13 protein-coding genes are annotated in these 14877 nt (G+C 49.4%); 5 read left to right on the top strand and 8 right to left on the bottom strand.

The window, feature by feature from the left end; genetic code table 11:
• The first annotated feature begins 348 nt into the window (after positions 1 to 348).
• The 3 genes from P2H89_RS00900 (at position 349) to P2H89_RS00910 (ending at position 3956) form a co-directional block, all read left to right on the top strand.
• The gene (locus tag P2H89_RS00900; protein WP_275824585.1) at positions 349 to 585 is read left to right on the top strand and encodes a hypothetical protein; all 237 of its coding nucleotides are present in this window, start codon (positions 349 to 351) and stop codon (positions 583 to 585) included.
• Between the two features lie 65 nt (positions 586 to 650).
• Positions 651 to 1304: an endonuclease III gene (gene nth / locus P2H89_RS00905; protein WP_275824586.1), complete on the top strand. Its 654-nt coding sequence runs from the start codon at positions 651 to 653 to the stop codon at positions 1302 to 1304.
• A 255-nt stretch (positions 1305 to 1559) separates the two neighbouring features.
• Positions 1560 to 3956 (top strand): hypothetical protein, encoded by a 2397-nt coding sequence (locus P2H89_RS00910; protein ID WP_275824587.1) that lies wholly within the window; start codon positions 1560 to 1562, stop codon positions 3954 to 3956.
• A gap of 76 nt (positions 3957 to 4032) precedes the next feature.
• Here P2H89_RS00910 and P2H89_RS00915 read toward each other — a convergent pair whose 3' ends face one another.
• A complete protein-coding gene (locus P2H89_RS00915; protein ID WP_275824588.1) occupies positions 4033 to 4281 on the bottom strand; it encodes a helix-turn-helix transcriptional regulator in 249 nt (82 codons plus the stop codon).
• A 95-nt stretch (positions 4282 to 4376) separates the two neighbouring features.
• A complete protein-coding gene (locus P2H89_RS00920) occupies positions 4377 to 5219 on the bottom strand; it encodes a hypothetical protein (RefSeq protein ID WP_275824589.1) in 843 nt (280 codons plus the stop codon).
• 95 nt (positions 5220 to 5314) lie between these two features.
• Between P2H89_RS00920 and P2H89_RS00925 the strand changes: the two genes are divergently transcribed.
• Positions 5315 to 6580, top strand: coding sequence for a Pycsar system effector family protein (locus P2H89_RS00925; RefSeq protein ID WP_275824590.1), 1266 nt, complete (start codon positions 5315 to 5317; stop codon positions 6578 to 6580).
• Positions 6581 to 6645: 65 nt separating this feature from the next.
• On the opposite strand, the gene P2H89_RS00930 is transcribed toward P2H89_RS00925, so the two are convergent.
• Complete coding sequence (locus P2H89_RS00930) at positions 6646 to 8502, bottom strand: 2-oxoacid:acceptor oxidoreductase subunit alpha (RefSeq protein ID WP_275824591.1); 1857 nt, start codon at positions 8500 to 8502, stop codon at positions 6646 to 6648.
• Positions 8503 to 8830: 328 nt separating this feature from the next.
• Here P2H89_RS00930 and P2H89_RS00935 point away from each other — a divergent pair, with 328 nt between their 5' ends.
• On the top strand, positions 8831 to 9712 hold the full coding sequence (locus P2H89_RS00935) for a polysaccharide deacetylase family protein (RefSeq protein WP_275824592.1): 882 nt from the start codon (positions 8831 to 8833) through the stop codon (positions 9710 to 9712).
• A 124-nt stretch (positions 9713 to 9836) separates the two neighbouring features.
• On the opposite strand, the gene P2H89_RS00940 is transcribed toward P2H89_RS00935, so the two are convergent.
• From P2H89_RS00940 to P2H89_RS00960, 5 genes are all read right to left on the bottom strand, one after another.
• A complete protein-coding gene (locus P2H89_RS00940; RefSeq protein WP_275824593.1) occupies positions 9837 to 10460 on the bottom strand; it encodes a carbonic anhydrase in 624 nt (207 codons plus the stop codon).
• 5 nt (positions 10461 to 10465) lie between these two features.
• Positions 10466 to 12049, bottom strand: coding sequence for a SulP family inorganic anion transporter (locus P2H89_RS00945; protein WP_275824594.1), 1584 nt, complete (start codon positions 12047 to 12049; stop codon positions 10466 to 10468).
• 165 nt (positions 12050 to 12214) lie between these two features.
• Positions 12215 to 12589, bottom strand: coding sequence for a hypothetical protein (locus tag P2H89_RS00950; protein ID WP_275824595.1), 375 nt, complete (start codon positions 12587 to 12589; stop codon positions 12215 to 12217).
• Between the two features lie 271 nt (positions 12590 to 12860).
• Positions 12861 to 13106 carry a DUF6814 family protein gene (locus P2H89_RS00955; protein WP_275824596.1) on the bottom strand — a complete coding sequence of 82 codons (246 nt, stop codon included), beginning with the start codon at positions 13104 to 13106 and terminating at the stop codon, positions 12861 to 12863.
• Between the two features lie 25 nt (positions 13107 to 13131).
• A complete protein-coding gene (locus tag P2H89_RS00960; protein WP_275824597.1) occupies positions 13132 to 14676 on the bottom strand; it encodes an MFS transporter in 1545 nt (514 codons plus the stop codon).
• Positions 14677 to 14877: the final 201 nt, after the last annotated feature.

The following is a 14877-nucleotide window of genomic DNA, read 5'->3' on the forward strand; positions in this document are numbered from 1 at the left end:
CCCTCCAACTTTCTTTAAATGGTTCGCTGTTTACAATGCGCCCATATGCTTCAAAAATATTCAATAACAAATAGTTAGGCGAAGATTGACCTTGGTCAAAGCGCTCGCCCCGTGAGGGTTTTAATAGACTCACATCTCCCTCAAATCTCCCCGTTTCATACCCAGATCAGGGTATAAATCCTACTGTTATTTCTTGATTATTTTATCTACCTTGGACCCGGATTTCAGCTACTCTCCTCCTATTTCCATATCCTATACAATAACTCGAACCCAACCAGCGTTATTAACACGGACGGACTCCGAAATTGACTCTTTCGGAAATTTTAATGGACATAAATGGTATTGCCTATGACTGTTCTCTTTACACCAGAGGAGCTCATACAGTATTTGTATCAAGAAACCTCACAGGAGAAAACTGCAGCAATTGAAGCCGCATTACAGGAAGATTGGACACTTCGAGAGAAATTAGAAGTTTTAAAAGCCTCTGTATCTGGCCTTGACCGGGTCGTTGAATCGCCCAGGCCGCAGGTTATCCTGAATATATTAAACTACGCACGCGAATCAGCAACAGAATCGGTACAATAATCTTTGTACCGCATTATTGATTGCCTGATTCTCTTCCCGTAATTTCGCCGTCATTCCATAATAGAATGACAAGGAAAGAACGTTTCAACTTCGTAATTAGCTATTTTCAGCAGCACGCTCCAAATGCCGAGACGGAGTTAATTTATGACAACCCCTACCAGTTACTGGTAGCAGTTATCTTATCAGCCCAGTGTACCGACAAAAGGGTCAATATGACCACGCCGGCTATCTTTGAAAGATACCCGAACGCGGCCAGCTTGTCTAAAGCCACTTTCGACGAACTCTTCCCGCTGATCAGAAGCATATCCTATCCGAACAACAAAACCAAGCACCTCATCGGCATGGCCAATATGCTGATGGATAAATTCCATGGTGAGATACCGCTTACCGTCGAAGAACTTGTGCTATTGCCTGGCGTGGGTCGAAAAACGGCCAATGTCATCACCTCTGTGGTTGACCAGCAACCCAATATGGCCGTAGATACCCACGTATTCCGTGTCTCTGCCCGTATTGGCCTCACCGTCAACGCCACAACTCCCCTGGCTACCGAAAAGCAACTCCTTCAGTTTATTCCGGAGGATCTGGTGCATGTTGCCCACCACTGGCTCATCCTTCATGGCCGGTACACCTGTGTAGCGCGCAATCCCAAATGCGAGGAATGCGGCCTCACGGCCGCCTGCAAGTACTTCCAGAAAAATAAAGCGAAAGCCACCCGTTGATTTTCTCCCATTTGGTTGATATTCCAATACATACGTCAGATTCGGTGCACGCAAAGTATAACTGCTATACAAGATGTTACCACCACTTTCGGGTACAATTTCAACTTTTAGTTAACCATCCGTGTTATTAATTTGCAATTAAAATCCCCCGGTTTCGGGCACAATTGGCGGGATAAAAAAATGGTACTTTTACAATATCCAACCTGATCGACCGTCTACCCTTGTATAGCCAGTTAAAAACAAAAGACTTACTAAATGGACAAAAATTCTACACATATCTCTCCAATCGCTTCCTCCCTGTCGTTCAGACCGCTGATCAGGGAACTGGAAAAGACCATCCGGGAAGGAAGAACGGGAGCCGGTCATTTCTATAAAGACCTGGTCAACAGGGTTTATCAACATCCCGAGCTCCTCGAACCGATCCGCGATCTCGACGTGCTGGACAAGCACAAAGACCTCATCGAACAGCTGATGGCCACCGTATTCCCGGTTACATTATCAGATAAAGACGACCTGTTCGGTGCCTCGGTGCCCTTCCAGTTTCAAATGTTCTATGCATCCCGTCGCATGCAGGAAGAGTTTCTCGATGCCTCGGGCCACAAGATCAAGATGCCCGATTGCGCCACAGAAGATCGTATCCAGGACGAAAAGATACTCGGCGCTTATCAGATGATCCTCAACAGGTTCTTCAATACCAATATTAATAATGGTGTGATGACCAGTGTATACGAGGTGAAAAATCCCGACACCGGTCTCAATACCTATACCGAGCTGGAGCTTGACTCCCGTTTCATTGACGTAAGCGCCAAAGGCGACCTGCCTCTGTTACCCATAGATTGTGGCGCCCACTGCCATGAGGTCACCGATCTCATGTCGCTCGAAAAGCTGAAGGAATTACTGCCTTTAAGTCTCTTCGAATTTGAGGGCATGGTCATCCTCCGGCTCCGCGATGTCACCGAAAGAGAAGTACTGAATATTATTCGCAACCGCCTCCTCGACCTGCACACCTTCTCCGACAAGCATGTGTTCAGCGAACTGCAGGAGCAGGTACAAAACCTGATCGGCATCCAGGGCGTAAGCACGGCCATCAAACCCTTTTTCAGGGTTAACAACCACCTGGTATTATCGGAAATATACAGCAGTACCAATATTGAACGTGGTGCTAAGAAAGACCCCACGCCCGAACAACTGCAGTATATCTACCAGGCCGTAGTAAAAGCATTTAAGAATACAGAACGCCCCCTGCTCATACCACAGATCAATGATGAAGCGGTGATCCGTTACCCATTCATCACCATGCTGGCCGAGCTGGGTTATAAAAGCGCGATCATTTGCCCCCTGTTTGCCGATAGCCACGACATGCTGGGCGTACTGCTGATCGTAAGCGAAGAACCGGGCATCTTTACATCAGCCCATATCGCCAGGATCGAGCCGGCCATCCCGCTGTTCAAACTGGCGATGGAAAAGAGCCAGGAAAACCTCGATCACCAGGTCGATCGTGTGATTAAAGATCAGTTCACTGCCGTACAGGATGCGGTAGAGTGGAGATTTACCGAAGAAGCCCTGCGCTACCTTACCCGTAAAAGTAAAGGCGAGCAGGTGAAGATAGAGCCCATCGTGTTCCAGAATGTATACCCGATGTATGGCGCCATCGACATCCGCAATTCATCGGTAGAGCGTAACAACGCTATCCAGCTCGACCTGCTCGAACAACTCAACCTGGCGCACGAAATAGTGCAGCTGGCCAAGAAGGAACATGCCTTCCCACTCCTTGATGAAACTGCCTTCAAATTGCAGAAGTTCAAACATTCGGTATCCAACATCTTGTTTGCCGATGAAGAGATCGCCATCCTGCAATTCCTGAAAGTGGAACTCATCAATTTGTTCAAGCACCTGCAAAGCATATTGCCTTCGCTGAGCAAAGACATCAATCGGTACATGGAAGCCATCAACTCGCCGGTTGAAATGGTATACCACCACCGGAAAGAATACGAAGACAGCATCACCACTATCAACAATGCGGTAGCCCGCTTTATTGATAAAGAACAGGAAGCTGCGCAGAAGATATTTCCGCACTACTTCGAAAGGTTTGTGACAGATGGCGTCGACTTTAATATCTATATCGGTCAATCTATCAGCCCCGATAAGAAGTTCGACTTCTTCTACCTCAAGAACCTTAAGATATGGCAGCTGAGCACCCTGGCCAAAGCGGCACGTCTTACGCACAAGCTCGAGAAAGAGCTTCCGCTGCGCCTGCAAACCAGTCAGCTCATCCTGGCACATAGCCACCCCATATCCATCAGCTTCCGCACAGCAGAACGCAAGTTCGATGTGGATGGTGCATACAACATCCGTTACGAGATCATTAAAAAGAGGATCGATAAAGTGCATGTCAAGGATTCAAACGAAAGGCTCACGCAACCCGGTACCATCGCGATCGTTTATTCACAGCCGCAGGAAGCACAGGAGTATCTCGAGTACATCGAATTCCTGCAAAACCAGGGATTGCTGAAGGGAGAAATAGAAAAGTTTGACCTCGAAGAGTTGCAGGGAGTAAGCGGCTTGAAAGGTTTGCGTATCGCCATCAACCTCGAAGAAGAAGCGGCAGAAGCTGTAAAGGAAGAAAAGAGAACGGCGAAAGTCGCCCACTAATAGACACAGATATTGTTGCATCCTGGCCGCCGCAAGGGGCCAGGATGTTCCTTTTTCATCTCACCAAACGTACAGACTACAGTCCTCCGGCTTTAAAGTCGAAATCAAAGTCGAACATTTTCTTCGGATGCATGGCCATGGCATTGGCAATGGTTATAACAGTAGCGATAGTAGGGCTGCTTTCGCCCACTTCAATCCTGTATACCTGTTTGGGTTCAATGCCTGCCTGGGCGGCCAGTGCCTCGCGGGAGAGTTTCTTGGCGGTTCTCAACCTTTTCAGGTTGGCGCCAAATGCTTTGTTGTATGCTTCGTTACGAATATTCACGGGTGTGAAGGTCTTAATTATGTGGAAATTAGCTGCGTCAAACTTGACCCAGCGCCAATATTTGTTATTATACAGATAAGGAAATCGTATTATTTCTACTTGGCGGGTGGGGTATATGGAAACTTCAGGATCGTAGCCTTGCCATCAACCCCTTCGTTAGAAATGAACATATCACCATTCGGGGCAAAGCAAATACCTTCCGGTTGTGGAAACTGGTCGGGGTTCATTTGCCAGGCGCCTTCTATCTTACCGTCAAGCGTCGTTTGCAATATAGCTTTCCCTACCGAAGCCACGATAAACAACTTGTTAAGTTTGGGATGTATCGCAGCAGCCGATGGTTTGAATTGTGCATTGTTATCTTTTAAATGTGCATGGATCTCCTTGCGGCGGATCTCATAAAGGATCTGGTCCGAAAACTGGAGACTATCAGGTGAGAAGGTGTAAGTAATCACACCCTTCTTGGTTTCGCGCTGCTCTTTCGATACCAGCACCAGTTGACGCAGGTTGGGATCGTAGTACAGGCTTTCGAATTCTATCTTCTTGTCGCGCGGGAACTCAAACTCTTCCTCCGAATTGGCCGTTGCTGCGGGCACCCGGTGAATATTGCCATTGCTTTCCAATACATAATAATAATCACCTACCATCGCGATATCTTCATAGTCCCGCTTACGGCCGAACTTTGTAACGGTGTAATCTCCCGTGGAACTGTTGATCATAAATATCTTGCCGTCTTCGTCATTGATGGCGGCGATCCTTGTATCGGGCAAATAGAACATGCCGGAGATCTCCAATAGCTCCTTATCGAGAACGATCACCTGCTTGTTGGTGGTGCTGTAGCCCGGAATGGGCGGCACAAATGATTTACCCTGGCGGCTGCATGCCTGAAAGGAGGTAACGAGGAACAGGGATAAGAAAACGAGCGTGCTCGGAAATTTCATGGCCATTGTACAGTTAAATGCTTGATACAGACAATTAATTCTTCTAAAGATACAATCTTTTATTCCTTAATTTAGACTGCTAAAGTAACGCATGTATGTCATCAGACAGCCAATCACTCTTGCAGGAAACGGAACGTTATGTAACCCATTTCTTTGCTACGCGTGTTAGTCCTGCCTTCCTATTCCACAATATCGACCACACGAAAGATGTGGTAGCGGCCTCCACCACCCTGGCCAACTTTTACCAGTTGCCCGAAAGCGAAAGGCAGGTACTGCTATTGGCTGCCTGGTTTCACGATACCGGCTATTCCAGTGGTACCGCCCGCTGGCACGAAAGGATCAGCAGGGAGATCGCGATCGATTTTCTCCAGCAGCACCAGGTAGATGCAACAGTGATTGAAAAGGTAGGTAATTGTATACTGGCCACCCAATGGCCGCAATGCCCTACCAACCTCACAGAGCAGATATTATGCGACGCCGATCTGTTTCACCTCGGCTCCGATGCGTTCGATGAAAAGAACAAATTACTCAGGAAAGAGTTGAACACCCTCTTCGAGGATAAGCTAAGCAAGAAGGAATGGCGCAAGCGCAATATCCTGTTCCTGCAGCAACATCGTTACTTTACCGATTATGCCCGGAAGAACCTTCAGCCGGTAAAAGACCAGCACCTGCAGGAACTGTTGTCCAAAGAAACAGATGCCGAAGCACCCGCAGTAGCACCGCCAGCCCTCAGCAAAGCCGAAGCCGCACCTCCCGGTGATGCAGTGCCCCAGGAAGAAGCCAAAGCCATCAAGGACAAGCTGAAAACGGCCGGCCGCACCGAACGGGGCATTTCCACCATGTTCCGCATCATGTCCGACAACCACGTGAACCTTAGTCAAATGGCCGATAGCAAGGCCAACATCATGATCTCCGTAAACACGATCGTAATGTCGATCATGGTATCGGTGCTGCTGGGTAAGTTGCAATTCTACCCGGAATTCATCTGGCCCACGATCATATTACTGGCTGTGTGCCTGGGTGCAGTAGTGTACGCGATCCTGGCTACCAGACCCAATATTACCAAGGGAACATTTACAGAAGAGGATATCCGGAACAAGAAGGTAAACCTCCTGTTCTTTGGCAACTTCTACAATATGTCGCTCCACGAATATGATTGGGCGATGAAGGAGATGATGAAAGACAATGAATACCTGAACAGCAGCATGATCAAGGACATCTACTTCCTGGGTGTGGTGCTGGCGCGCAAATACAAATACCTGCGCATCAGTTACAATATCTTCATGTTTGGATTGATCCTTGCCATCCTGGCATTTGCGATCGCCTTCCTGTTTTCAGAGCAAACCGTACAGAGCTCATAAAGAATTGACCTTCTCAGTAGACGTCCAGCTTTAGTAAGTCAATTGGTGTAAGAGCGGGCTCCCCATCAGCTTGCCGGCGCTAATAGCTCCTTTAATTTCATGACCAGCTCGGTCTTGGTAATGGGCACCCCCATGATCTTATTGTAGGCTTTCGCATCTACAAAATATTGATCGCGGATGATCTTTATTAATTGACCGTTATTGATTTCGGGAATCAATACCTGATCGAAGCTCTTAAGTAAATCACCCAGGTTCCTGGGGAAGGGACGCAGGTGACGAAGATGGGCATGACTGACTTCAAAACCTTCCTCCTGCATTTCGGCCACAGCGCTCTTGATGGCACCATACGTACTGCCCCAGCCCAGCACCAGTAATTTCCCTGTAGCCGGTCCGCTGTCGAGCTTTTGTTCGGGGATATACTCGGCGATCTTTTCTACTTTTTCCTGCCTGATCTTCACCATCAGCTGATGGTTGTCGGGATCATAGCTCACATTGCCGGTAATGTTTTGCTTCTCCAGTCCGCCGATACGGTGTTCCAGACCGGCCGTGCCGGGTATGGCCCAGGGACGCACCAGTTTTTCATCGCGCAGGTAAGGCTGAAATTTATCCTCTCCATGCCCCAGATCGGTTTTGAACTTTATTTCAATAGAGGGCAGGTCTTCGCTTTTGGGAAAACGCCAGGGTTCGGCCCCATTGGCTATATAGCCGTCGCTGAGGAAGATCACCGGCGTCATATGTTGAATGGCGATCCTCACCGCTTCGTACACAGCGCCAAAGCAGTCACTGGGGGTAGAGGCAGATACTATGGGCATGGGACATTCGCCATTACGGCCATAATAAGCCTGCAACAGATCGCTCTGTTCGGTTTTGGTAGGCAGGCCGGTAGAAGGGCCGCCGCGTTGAATATCACAGATCAGTAATGGTATTTCCATCATCACCGCCAGGCCCATGGCCTCGGCTTTCAGGGCCATACCCGGCCCCGACGTGGTGGTTACGCCCAGCAAACCTCCGTACGAGGCACCGATGGCCGAGGTAATGGCGGCAATTTCATCCTCTGCCTGGAAGGTCTTTACACCAAAAGCTTTGTGCCGGCTCAGTTCGTGCAGCACATCCGAAGCGGGTGTGATGGGGTAGGAGCCGAGAAAAAGCGGTAACCCGCTTTTTTGGGAAGCTGCGATGAGCCCATAGGCCAACGCCTGGTTGCCCATGATGGAGCGGTATACGCCCGGTTCCATTTTCGCTTTCTCCACGCGAAAAGTGGTCGTGAAGGTTTCTGTCGTGTCGCCAAAATTGTAGCCTGCCTGCAGCGCGCGGGTATTGCTTTCGAGGATATCGGCCTTCTTACCAAATTTCTCCTTAAAGAAATGGAGGGTGCTTTCCATATCGCGGTTGTACATAAAATACAGGAACCCCAACACGAACATGTTCTTGGCACGATCCTTCTCCTTCGTACCCATGGTGATATCCTTGAGCGCCTCACGTGTCATTTTGGTAACATCCATCTTGATCACTTCGTAGTTGCCGAGGCTGCCGTCTTCGAGTGGATTGATGCCATCGGGATAATTGGCCAGCCGCAGGTTCTTGGTATCGAAACCATCGGTGTTGGCAATGATCTTGCCGCCTTTCTTTAATGTTTTGAGGTTAGTCTTGAGTGCTGCGGCATTCATGGCCACCAGCACATCGCACTCGTCGCCGGGGGTAAAGATGCGGTCGCTGGAAAACCGGAGTTGGTAGCCGCTTACACCAGGCAGGGTGCCCTGCGGTGCGCGGATCTCTGCCGGAAAATCGGGAAAGGTAGCCAGGTCGATGCCCAGCAAAGCGGTATTGTTGGTAAACTGGCTGCCCGTTAGCTGCATACCATCGCCCGAATCACCGGCGAACTTGATCACCACATCCTGCAATACTTCTTCTTTACGGCTCATTGCAAAAGTTGTTACCAGTAAATTTAAGATAATTCGGCCATGGTCGGGCCGGTTTTCCCGGCCGGCCTTTTGCATCGTTTTTGCCAAATAAGCCAGGCCCTCGCCAGTAGCTGAACTACAATTTGTGCCTGCCAGTTCAGCCCACGTTCCTGCACACTGTCAGAAACACTTCCAGATCGGTACGTTTTCCGGTACGGAGACGCCGCCGGATGGATGCATAACGGACAACAACATCCCACACGCTTTATACAATCTTTAACCAAAAGAATTTGCAGAAGGCCTTTGCTGTGATATAAATTCATACTCATAAAACTTCCCCTTAACAAGTATGGAAACCCAGAGTGACGAAGGCGGTCCTACTGGCTTTGTGTTCTACAAACCGCTCCTGCTTTTGCTGGTGCTGATGGCCTGTGCCAAAACAACCCGCAGAAACGACATCAACAACATTACCCAACCCCAGCCATCAACAGCCAAAACCGGGGAGAAAACACCTCCTCCCACCCGTAAGAAGAAAAAGAAGAAGATCTACCTTACGTTCGACGACGGGCCCAACAAGGGAACCCGAAAAGTATTGGATATCGTACAGCAGGAACAGGTGCCCGTTACCTTCTTTCTCATTGGTGAACATGCCTTTGCCAGCACTTCCCAACGCGCCACCTGGGATAGTCTTCGTATAGAGGAGTCCATCGAGTTGTGCAACCACAGCCATACCCACGCCTGGCACAACCGGTACAACAAGTTTTATGAACAGCCCGATTCGGTAGTGAATGATTTCAAGCGATGCCAGGATAGCCTTGGCCTCAGCAATACCATCAGCCGAACACCGGGTCGCAACATCTGGCGCGTGGATACCTTGCGCTACACCGATCTGTCGAAGAGTGCCGCTGCCGCCGATTCGCTCCAGCAGGCCGGCTTTACCATCATTGGCTGGGACCTGGAATGGCACTACGATCATAAGAACTTTACCCTGAAGAATGGGGCCGACGCATTGTTGGGACAGATCGATAGCCTGTTCGCGGCCAACAAGACCCGCGTACCCGAGCACCTCGTGCTGCTTGCGCACGACCAGGTCTATGACGATGCCAACGACTCGGCCGAGCTACACCAGCTGATCAAAAAACTGAAGGCCAGGGATGAATATGAGTTACTGGTAACGAGTAAGTTTCCCGGCGCTAAGCCACGCAAAGAGGGAAGCGCAACTGCCGATTAAGCCCTGCGCGCATTGATTGCAGGCGAAAGTGGAGAGGGGGCTGGCAGCCCGAGGATGCATAAGAAAAGCCCGGCTGAATAAAACATCGCCGGGCCTTTGCAAAGGGTACACAGACACCATACACTTAAAGCAGTGCGAACGCCGGTGTTTTCACGGGCGGCGCAATATCGTATACCGGTTTAAGTAATCCGTCTTTCAACCCATACACCCAGCCATGGATGTGCGGACGGGCGCCTTTATCCCAGGCCCGGCGGATAGTATCGGTCTTCGACAGGTTGATCACCTGCTGGCGAACACTGAGTTCGGCCAGCAGATTCACTTTTGCTTCAGAATCAGAAATACTGTCGATCACGGATTTGTTATCCTGATAAGTATGCTTAATGTTCACAAGCCATTTATCGAGCAGGCCATAGCTATCGTTGGTGAGGGCCGCTTTGACCCCGCCACAACCATAGTGGCCGCAAACGATAACGTGTTTTACTTTCAGGTGAATCACGGCATATTCCAGTACGCTCAAAAGGTTGATATCATTATCCACCACGAGGTTGGCAATATTGCGGTGTACGAAGATCTCACCGGGATTGGTGCCCGTGATCTGGTTGGCGGGCACACGGCTGTCGCTACAACCTATCCACAGGAATTCCGGTGTTTGCCCCTTCGAGAGGCGGTCGAAGAAACCGGGATCTTCCATCTGGGTCTCTGCAGCCCAGGCCTTATTTTCGAGTAACAGCTTTTCGAATGAGTTCATAAAAATTAGTTTTTGGATAAAACAAGTTCACGGGGTACATGAGTATTGAACCCCTGTTCCTTGTACACACTTTTCTTCAGTTCTACGGTAATGTTCTTCAGCGGGGCGTGCTTCTGAAAATCCTCGATCACTTCGATTACATCCTTGTCTATAAAATCGGCCCGGGCAGCATCGATCAGCACGTAGGAGTCGGCAGGCACTTCTTCCAGCTTGCGCTTGATGATCGGCTTATTGAGGAACGAAACGTCTTTCCGCAGGCGGAAGAGATACTTGTTCTCATCGTTCACCACAAATACGGCCGATTTGAAGTTGCTGCGCAATACAAAGATTAAACCTACGCAACAGCCGATCAGGATACCTACCAGCAGGTCGGTGAGCAGGATGGCAACCACCGTGATCACAAAGGGAAGGAACTGATCCAGGCCTTTCTTGAAATACTTGATGTACAAGGCGGGTTTGGTCAGTTTATAACCAGTGAAGATCAGCACGGCAGCCAGCGCTGAAAAGGGGATCATGCTCAGCAAGCCAGGGATGAGGGCCACACACAAGAGCAGCAGTACACCATGGCTGATGGCAGAGATCTTCGTTTTTGCGCCTGAGTTGATGTTGGCCGAGGTACGCACCACTACCGAAGTAAGCGGCAAACCGCCGATCAAACCCGATACCAGGTTACCCACACCCTGGGCTTTCAATTCCCGGTTGGTAGGGGTTACGCGCTTGTAAGGATCCAGTTCGTCCGAAGCTTCGATGTTCAGCAAAGTTTCCAGGCTCGCGATAATGGCGATCGTGAAGGCGCTTGTCCAAACCGTTATATTACCCAGGTAACTAAAATCGGGATGGGTGAAGAACGACAGGAACTCGCCGGCTGTTTCAGCCTTGGGAATGCTTACCAGGTGATTGGCACCCAGGGCCAGGTCGGGCCGGTTAGTCTGCAGCCATTCATTGATCAGCACACTCACCACCACCACGATCATGGCAGATGGGATGAGGGCCAGCACCTTCGATTTCTTCGAGATCTTTTCCCACACGATCATTATGACCAGCGACAACAAACCAATGGCGAGGGCCATGGGCATGATATGCTTAAAGGCATAGAATACTTGTGTAAAAGTGTTTTTGCCATCAGGTTGATTGAATGCCTCATCTCCCTCATAGTCGCCTTCGTCGCCCACGAGGTGAGGTATTTGTTTCAGAATAAGGATCAAACCAATCGCTGCCAACATTCCTTTAATAGCAGCACCAGGGATATAGTCGCCCAGGACACCTGCTTTTAGATATCCCAGCGCTATCTGGATAACACCTGCCAACACAACGGCCAGCAGGAACGCTTCGTAAACCTGGAGTTTGGTAATGGCCGCCAATACAATGGTCGTTAAGCCGGCGGCGGGTCCGCTCACGCTTAACTGCGATCCACTTAAAGCACCAATCACAATGCCACCCACGATACCGGCAATAAGCCCGGAAAAAGGAGGAGCGCCAGATCCGATAGCGATACCCAAACACAGCGGCAGGGCTACCAGGAAAACCACAACTGAAGAGGGTAAGTCAGAACCAAGAGACTTTAAATAGCTTTTAGGCTTTTGCACCATAACAATAAATTTGAGGAAATGAGATACGATTGAATATCTACGCGATGGCAACAGCACCCATGCGGGTACAGCATACCATTGCATCGACAACCAATACCTTTCCTGTCAGAAAGGGGTTAAACAAATAGATTTACGTGAAACGTCAGAAGTAACGGGGAAAATAGACTACGCTTTGGGAGGCGGCGTGATCAGTTCGTAGTGTACGATCTGTAATTTCTCTGATTCGTGAATTTTGTGGGCAAACAAAGGGTCGATCCAGAATGGGTGATCCATATCGGGGCCCTCGTGTATATATTCTTCGTTTACAGAGACAGGTTTGTTGGGCGCTTTTTCATCGGGCCCGGCCGGCGAGCAGGGATTGTTCGTTTCCGGCGACTCTTCTTCGTTGGAGGCACTCCAGGATGATTGATTTTCCTGGTCTTTGTCGGAGTACACAAAGAAGTTCATGCTGGTCAGCAGCAGCAAAAGCAGCATCATGCACACGGCAGGAAAGACCTTCCGCGGCGACAAAGCCTGGTATTTATTGCGTGGCTGCTTCATAATCAATTTACTGACAATGCAAATATAACCCCTCGATCCAGCAATTGTTAGGGCGTTTGGTTTTTTTTAACAATTTGATGACGCTGGTCAGACAGTTCTATTGGGTATGAACAAGTTCCGCCAGTTGCCGGCTCTAAAACGTCCGGTTCGCAATATATTGTATTGCTGATTAATCTTTTGCAGACTATTGCCCTATTTCCTCATAGGAATGAACAGCTGCAGCAAGTACTGCAGCCGTCGCAGAACGTCCGCCCGGGGCTGTGTGGGTCTTTTACAGTTCCTGCGAATTCTCGGGCAGGTGACTGTACTCACCTTTCACAGCGTAATAGCCAAAGATCATCAGGCCTATGGCGATGGGTGTGAAGATCGTGATGATGATGATCCAGATCACCGGGTTGTTAATGTCTTTGGTGCCTTTGGGGTCGATATGGGTAATAGCTCCCTGCACGAGGAAGTAGATAACTACCGGGCCGAGCAGCAGCCAAACGAAACCTAATATTTTTTTCAGCGTATTCATAAAAAGTTGTTGATCGGTGAATGAATTAATCGGTTACGTCCTGGTCAATTTTGTTGCGCAGGTAGATGCTGCCGATGATAAAGCAAAGTGCTGCGATGCCAATGGGATACCAAAGGCCCACCAGCGGATCGCCGGGAATGCTCGTGGTTAACAATAAACCAATGAAGGGTACCAGGCCGCCAAAAACACCATTGCCGATATGGTAGGGCAGACTCATGGATGTATACCGGATCTTGGTAGGGAACATTTCTACCAGGAAGGCGGCGATAGGACCATACACCATAGTTACCAGTACGATCATGATCCACACCAGGAAGATGAACCACATATAGGTTCCCTTGCTTACATGTTTGTTGGTATAGGTGGCTGGTTTATTGGATACACTGCCCGACTGTATTGGCCCATCTGCCTGCGATAAAGTATCTGTCGTTACACGGGTATATTTCTCTCCGCTGGCTGTTTCGTAGTGTGCAGCTACCTGTATGATGTAGCTATTCTCATGCACGGTAGCCTTGCGGTCCTGCTTTACCATGGTGGGGTTATTGGCTTCCCATTCTTTCACATTCGTGTCTTTGAGGAAGGTAGAAAAGATGGGGCGGTATAAAAGCACGCCCAGCAACATGCCCGTGAGCATGATCCACTTGCGGCCGATGCGGTCGCTGAGCCAGCCGAAGAACAGGAAGAAAGGGGTAGCAAAGGCGATCGCCCACAACATGATGGTGCGGCTTTGCTCGAACTCGATGGCGCATTTTGTTTCAAGGAAACTTTGCGCATAGAACTGCCCGGTGTACCAAACAACGCCCTGACCCATCACAGCGCCGAACAGCGCCAGCAATACCATTTTGAAATTGGCCTTATTGCGGAAGCTTTCTTTGAGCGGGTTCGAAGATGTTTTACCTTCTTTCTTCAGTTTAGTGAAGATGGGCGATTCATCCATCTTCATCCTTATATATATAGATACAATAACGAGGAAGATAGATACCCAGAAGGGATACCGCCAGCCACCCCAGGGAGCGTTGAACTGCTCATCGGTCATATTGAGCTTTACCAGCATGATCACACCGAGCGCTACAAATAAGCCGAGCGTTGCGGTCGTTTGGATCCAGCTGGTGTAATAACCACGTTTATTGGCTGGTGAATATTCTGCTACATAAGTAGCGGCGCCTCCATATTCGCCACCCAGCGCGAGGCCCTGTATGAGGCGAAGCAGCAACACGAGCAGTGGAGCTGCCATGCCGATGCTTTTATAACTGGGCACAAGACCGATGAGAAAGGTAGAGCCACCCATAAGGATGAGGGTGAGCAGGAAGGTGTATTTGCGGCCGATCATATCGCCCAGGCGGCCAAAGACCAATGCACCAAAAGGGCGCACAATGAATCCGGCGGCAAAGATGGCCAGCGTGCTCAGGAGCGCGGCAGTGGCATTGCCTTCCGGAAAGAATTGGGTACTGATGGTTTTGGCGAGCATCCCGAAGATGTAGAAATCGTACCACTCGATCATGGTACCAACGGAGGATGCGATGATAACCTGGCGGATAACGTTTGCGGGCGCAGCAGTCGTTTGATTCATGCACGGAAGATAATTTGAAAAGTTGAGAATCAGCACTGCCCGGCTTGCAAAACATTTTGCTGAACAGTCTATTAAACTGCAGGAGTTTAATAACGGTATCTAATTTTTGCTGTTTGCGCAATCGTATGAAGGCAGGAAGCAGCAATGCCAGCGTAAATAATATTCAATTTTTCACCCGAACGCCTTATTAAAATTTAAACT

Source organism: Paraflavitalea sp. CAU 1676 (assembly GCF_029223285.1).
Classification (GTDB): domain Bacteria; phylum Bacteroidota; class Bacteroidia; order Chitinophagales; family Chitinophagaceae; genus Paraflavitalea.

What these genes read in the sequence shown, in the direction of transcription:
- P2H89_RS00900 (WP_275824585.1), top strand. Translation starts at nt 349, where the DNA reads ATGACTGTTCTCTTTACACCAGAGGAGCTCATACAGTATTTGTATCAA.
- nth (WP_275824586.1), top strand. Translation starts at nt 651, where the DNA reads ATGACAAGGAAAGAACGTTTCAACTTCGTAATTAGCTATTTTCAGCAG.
- P2H89_RS00910 (WP_275824587.1), top strand. Translation starts at nt 1,560, where the DNA reads ATGGACAAAAATTCTACACATATCTCTCCAATCGCTTCCTCCCTGTCG.
- P2H89_RS00920 (WP_275824589.1), bottom strand. Translation starts at nt 5,219, where the DNA reads ATGAAATTTCCGAGCACGCTCGTTTTCTTATCCCTGTTCCTCGTTACC.
- P2H89_RS00925 (WP_275824590.1), top strand. Translation starts at nt 5,315, where the DNA reads ATGTCATCAGACAGCCAATCACTCTTGCAGGAAACGGAACGTTATGTA.
- P2H89_RS00930 (WP_275824591.1), bottom strand. Translation starts at nt 8,502, where the DNA reads ATGAGCCGTAAAGAAGAAGTATTGCAGGATGTGGTGATCAAGTTCGCC.
- P2H89_RS00935 (WP_275824592.1), top strand. Translation starts at nt 8,831, where the DNA reads ATGGAAACCCAGAGTGACGAAGGCGGTCCTACTGGCTTTGTGTTCTAC.
- P2H89_RS00940 (WP_275824593.1), bottom strand. Translation starts at nt 10,460, where the DNA reads ATGAACTCATTCGAAAAGCTGTTACTCGAAAATAAGGCCTGGGCTGCA.
- P2H89_RS00945 (WP_275824594.1), bottom strand. Translation starts at nt 12,049, where the DNA reads ATGGTGCAAAAGCCTAAAAGCTATTTAAAGTCTCTTGGTTCTGACTTA.
- P2H89_RS00950 (WP_275824595.1), bottom strand. Translation starts at nt 12,589, where the DNA reads ATGAAGCAGCCACGCAATAAATACCAGGCTTTGTCGCCGCGGAAGGTC.
- P2H89_RS00955 (WP_275824596.1), bottom strand. Translation starts at nt 13,106, where the DNA reads ATGAATACGCTGAAAAAAATATTAGGTTTCGTTTGGCTGCTGCTCGGC.
- P2H89_RS00960 (WP_275824597.1), bottom strand. Translation starts at nt 14,676, where the DNA reads ATGAATCAAACGACTGCTGCGCCCGCAAACGTTATCCGCCAGGTTATC.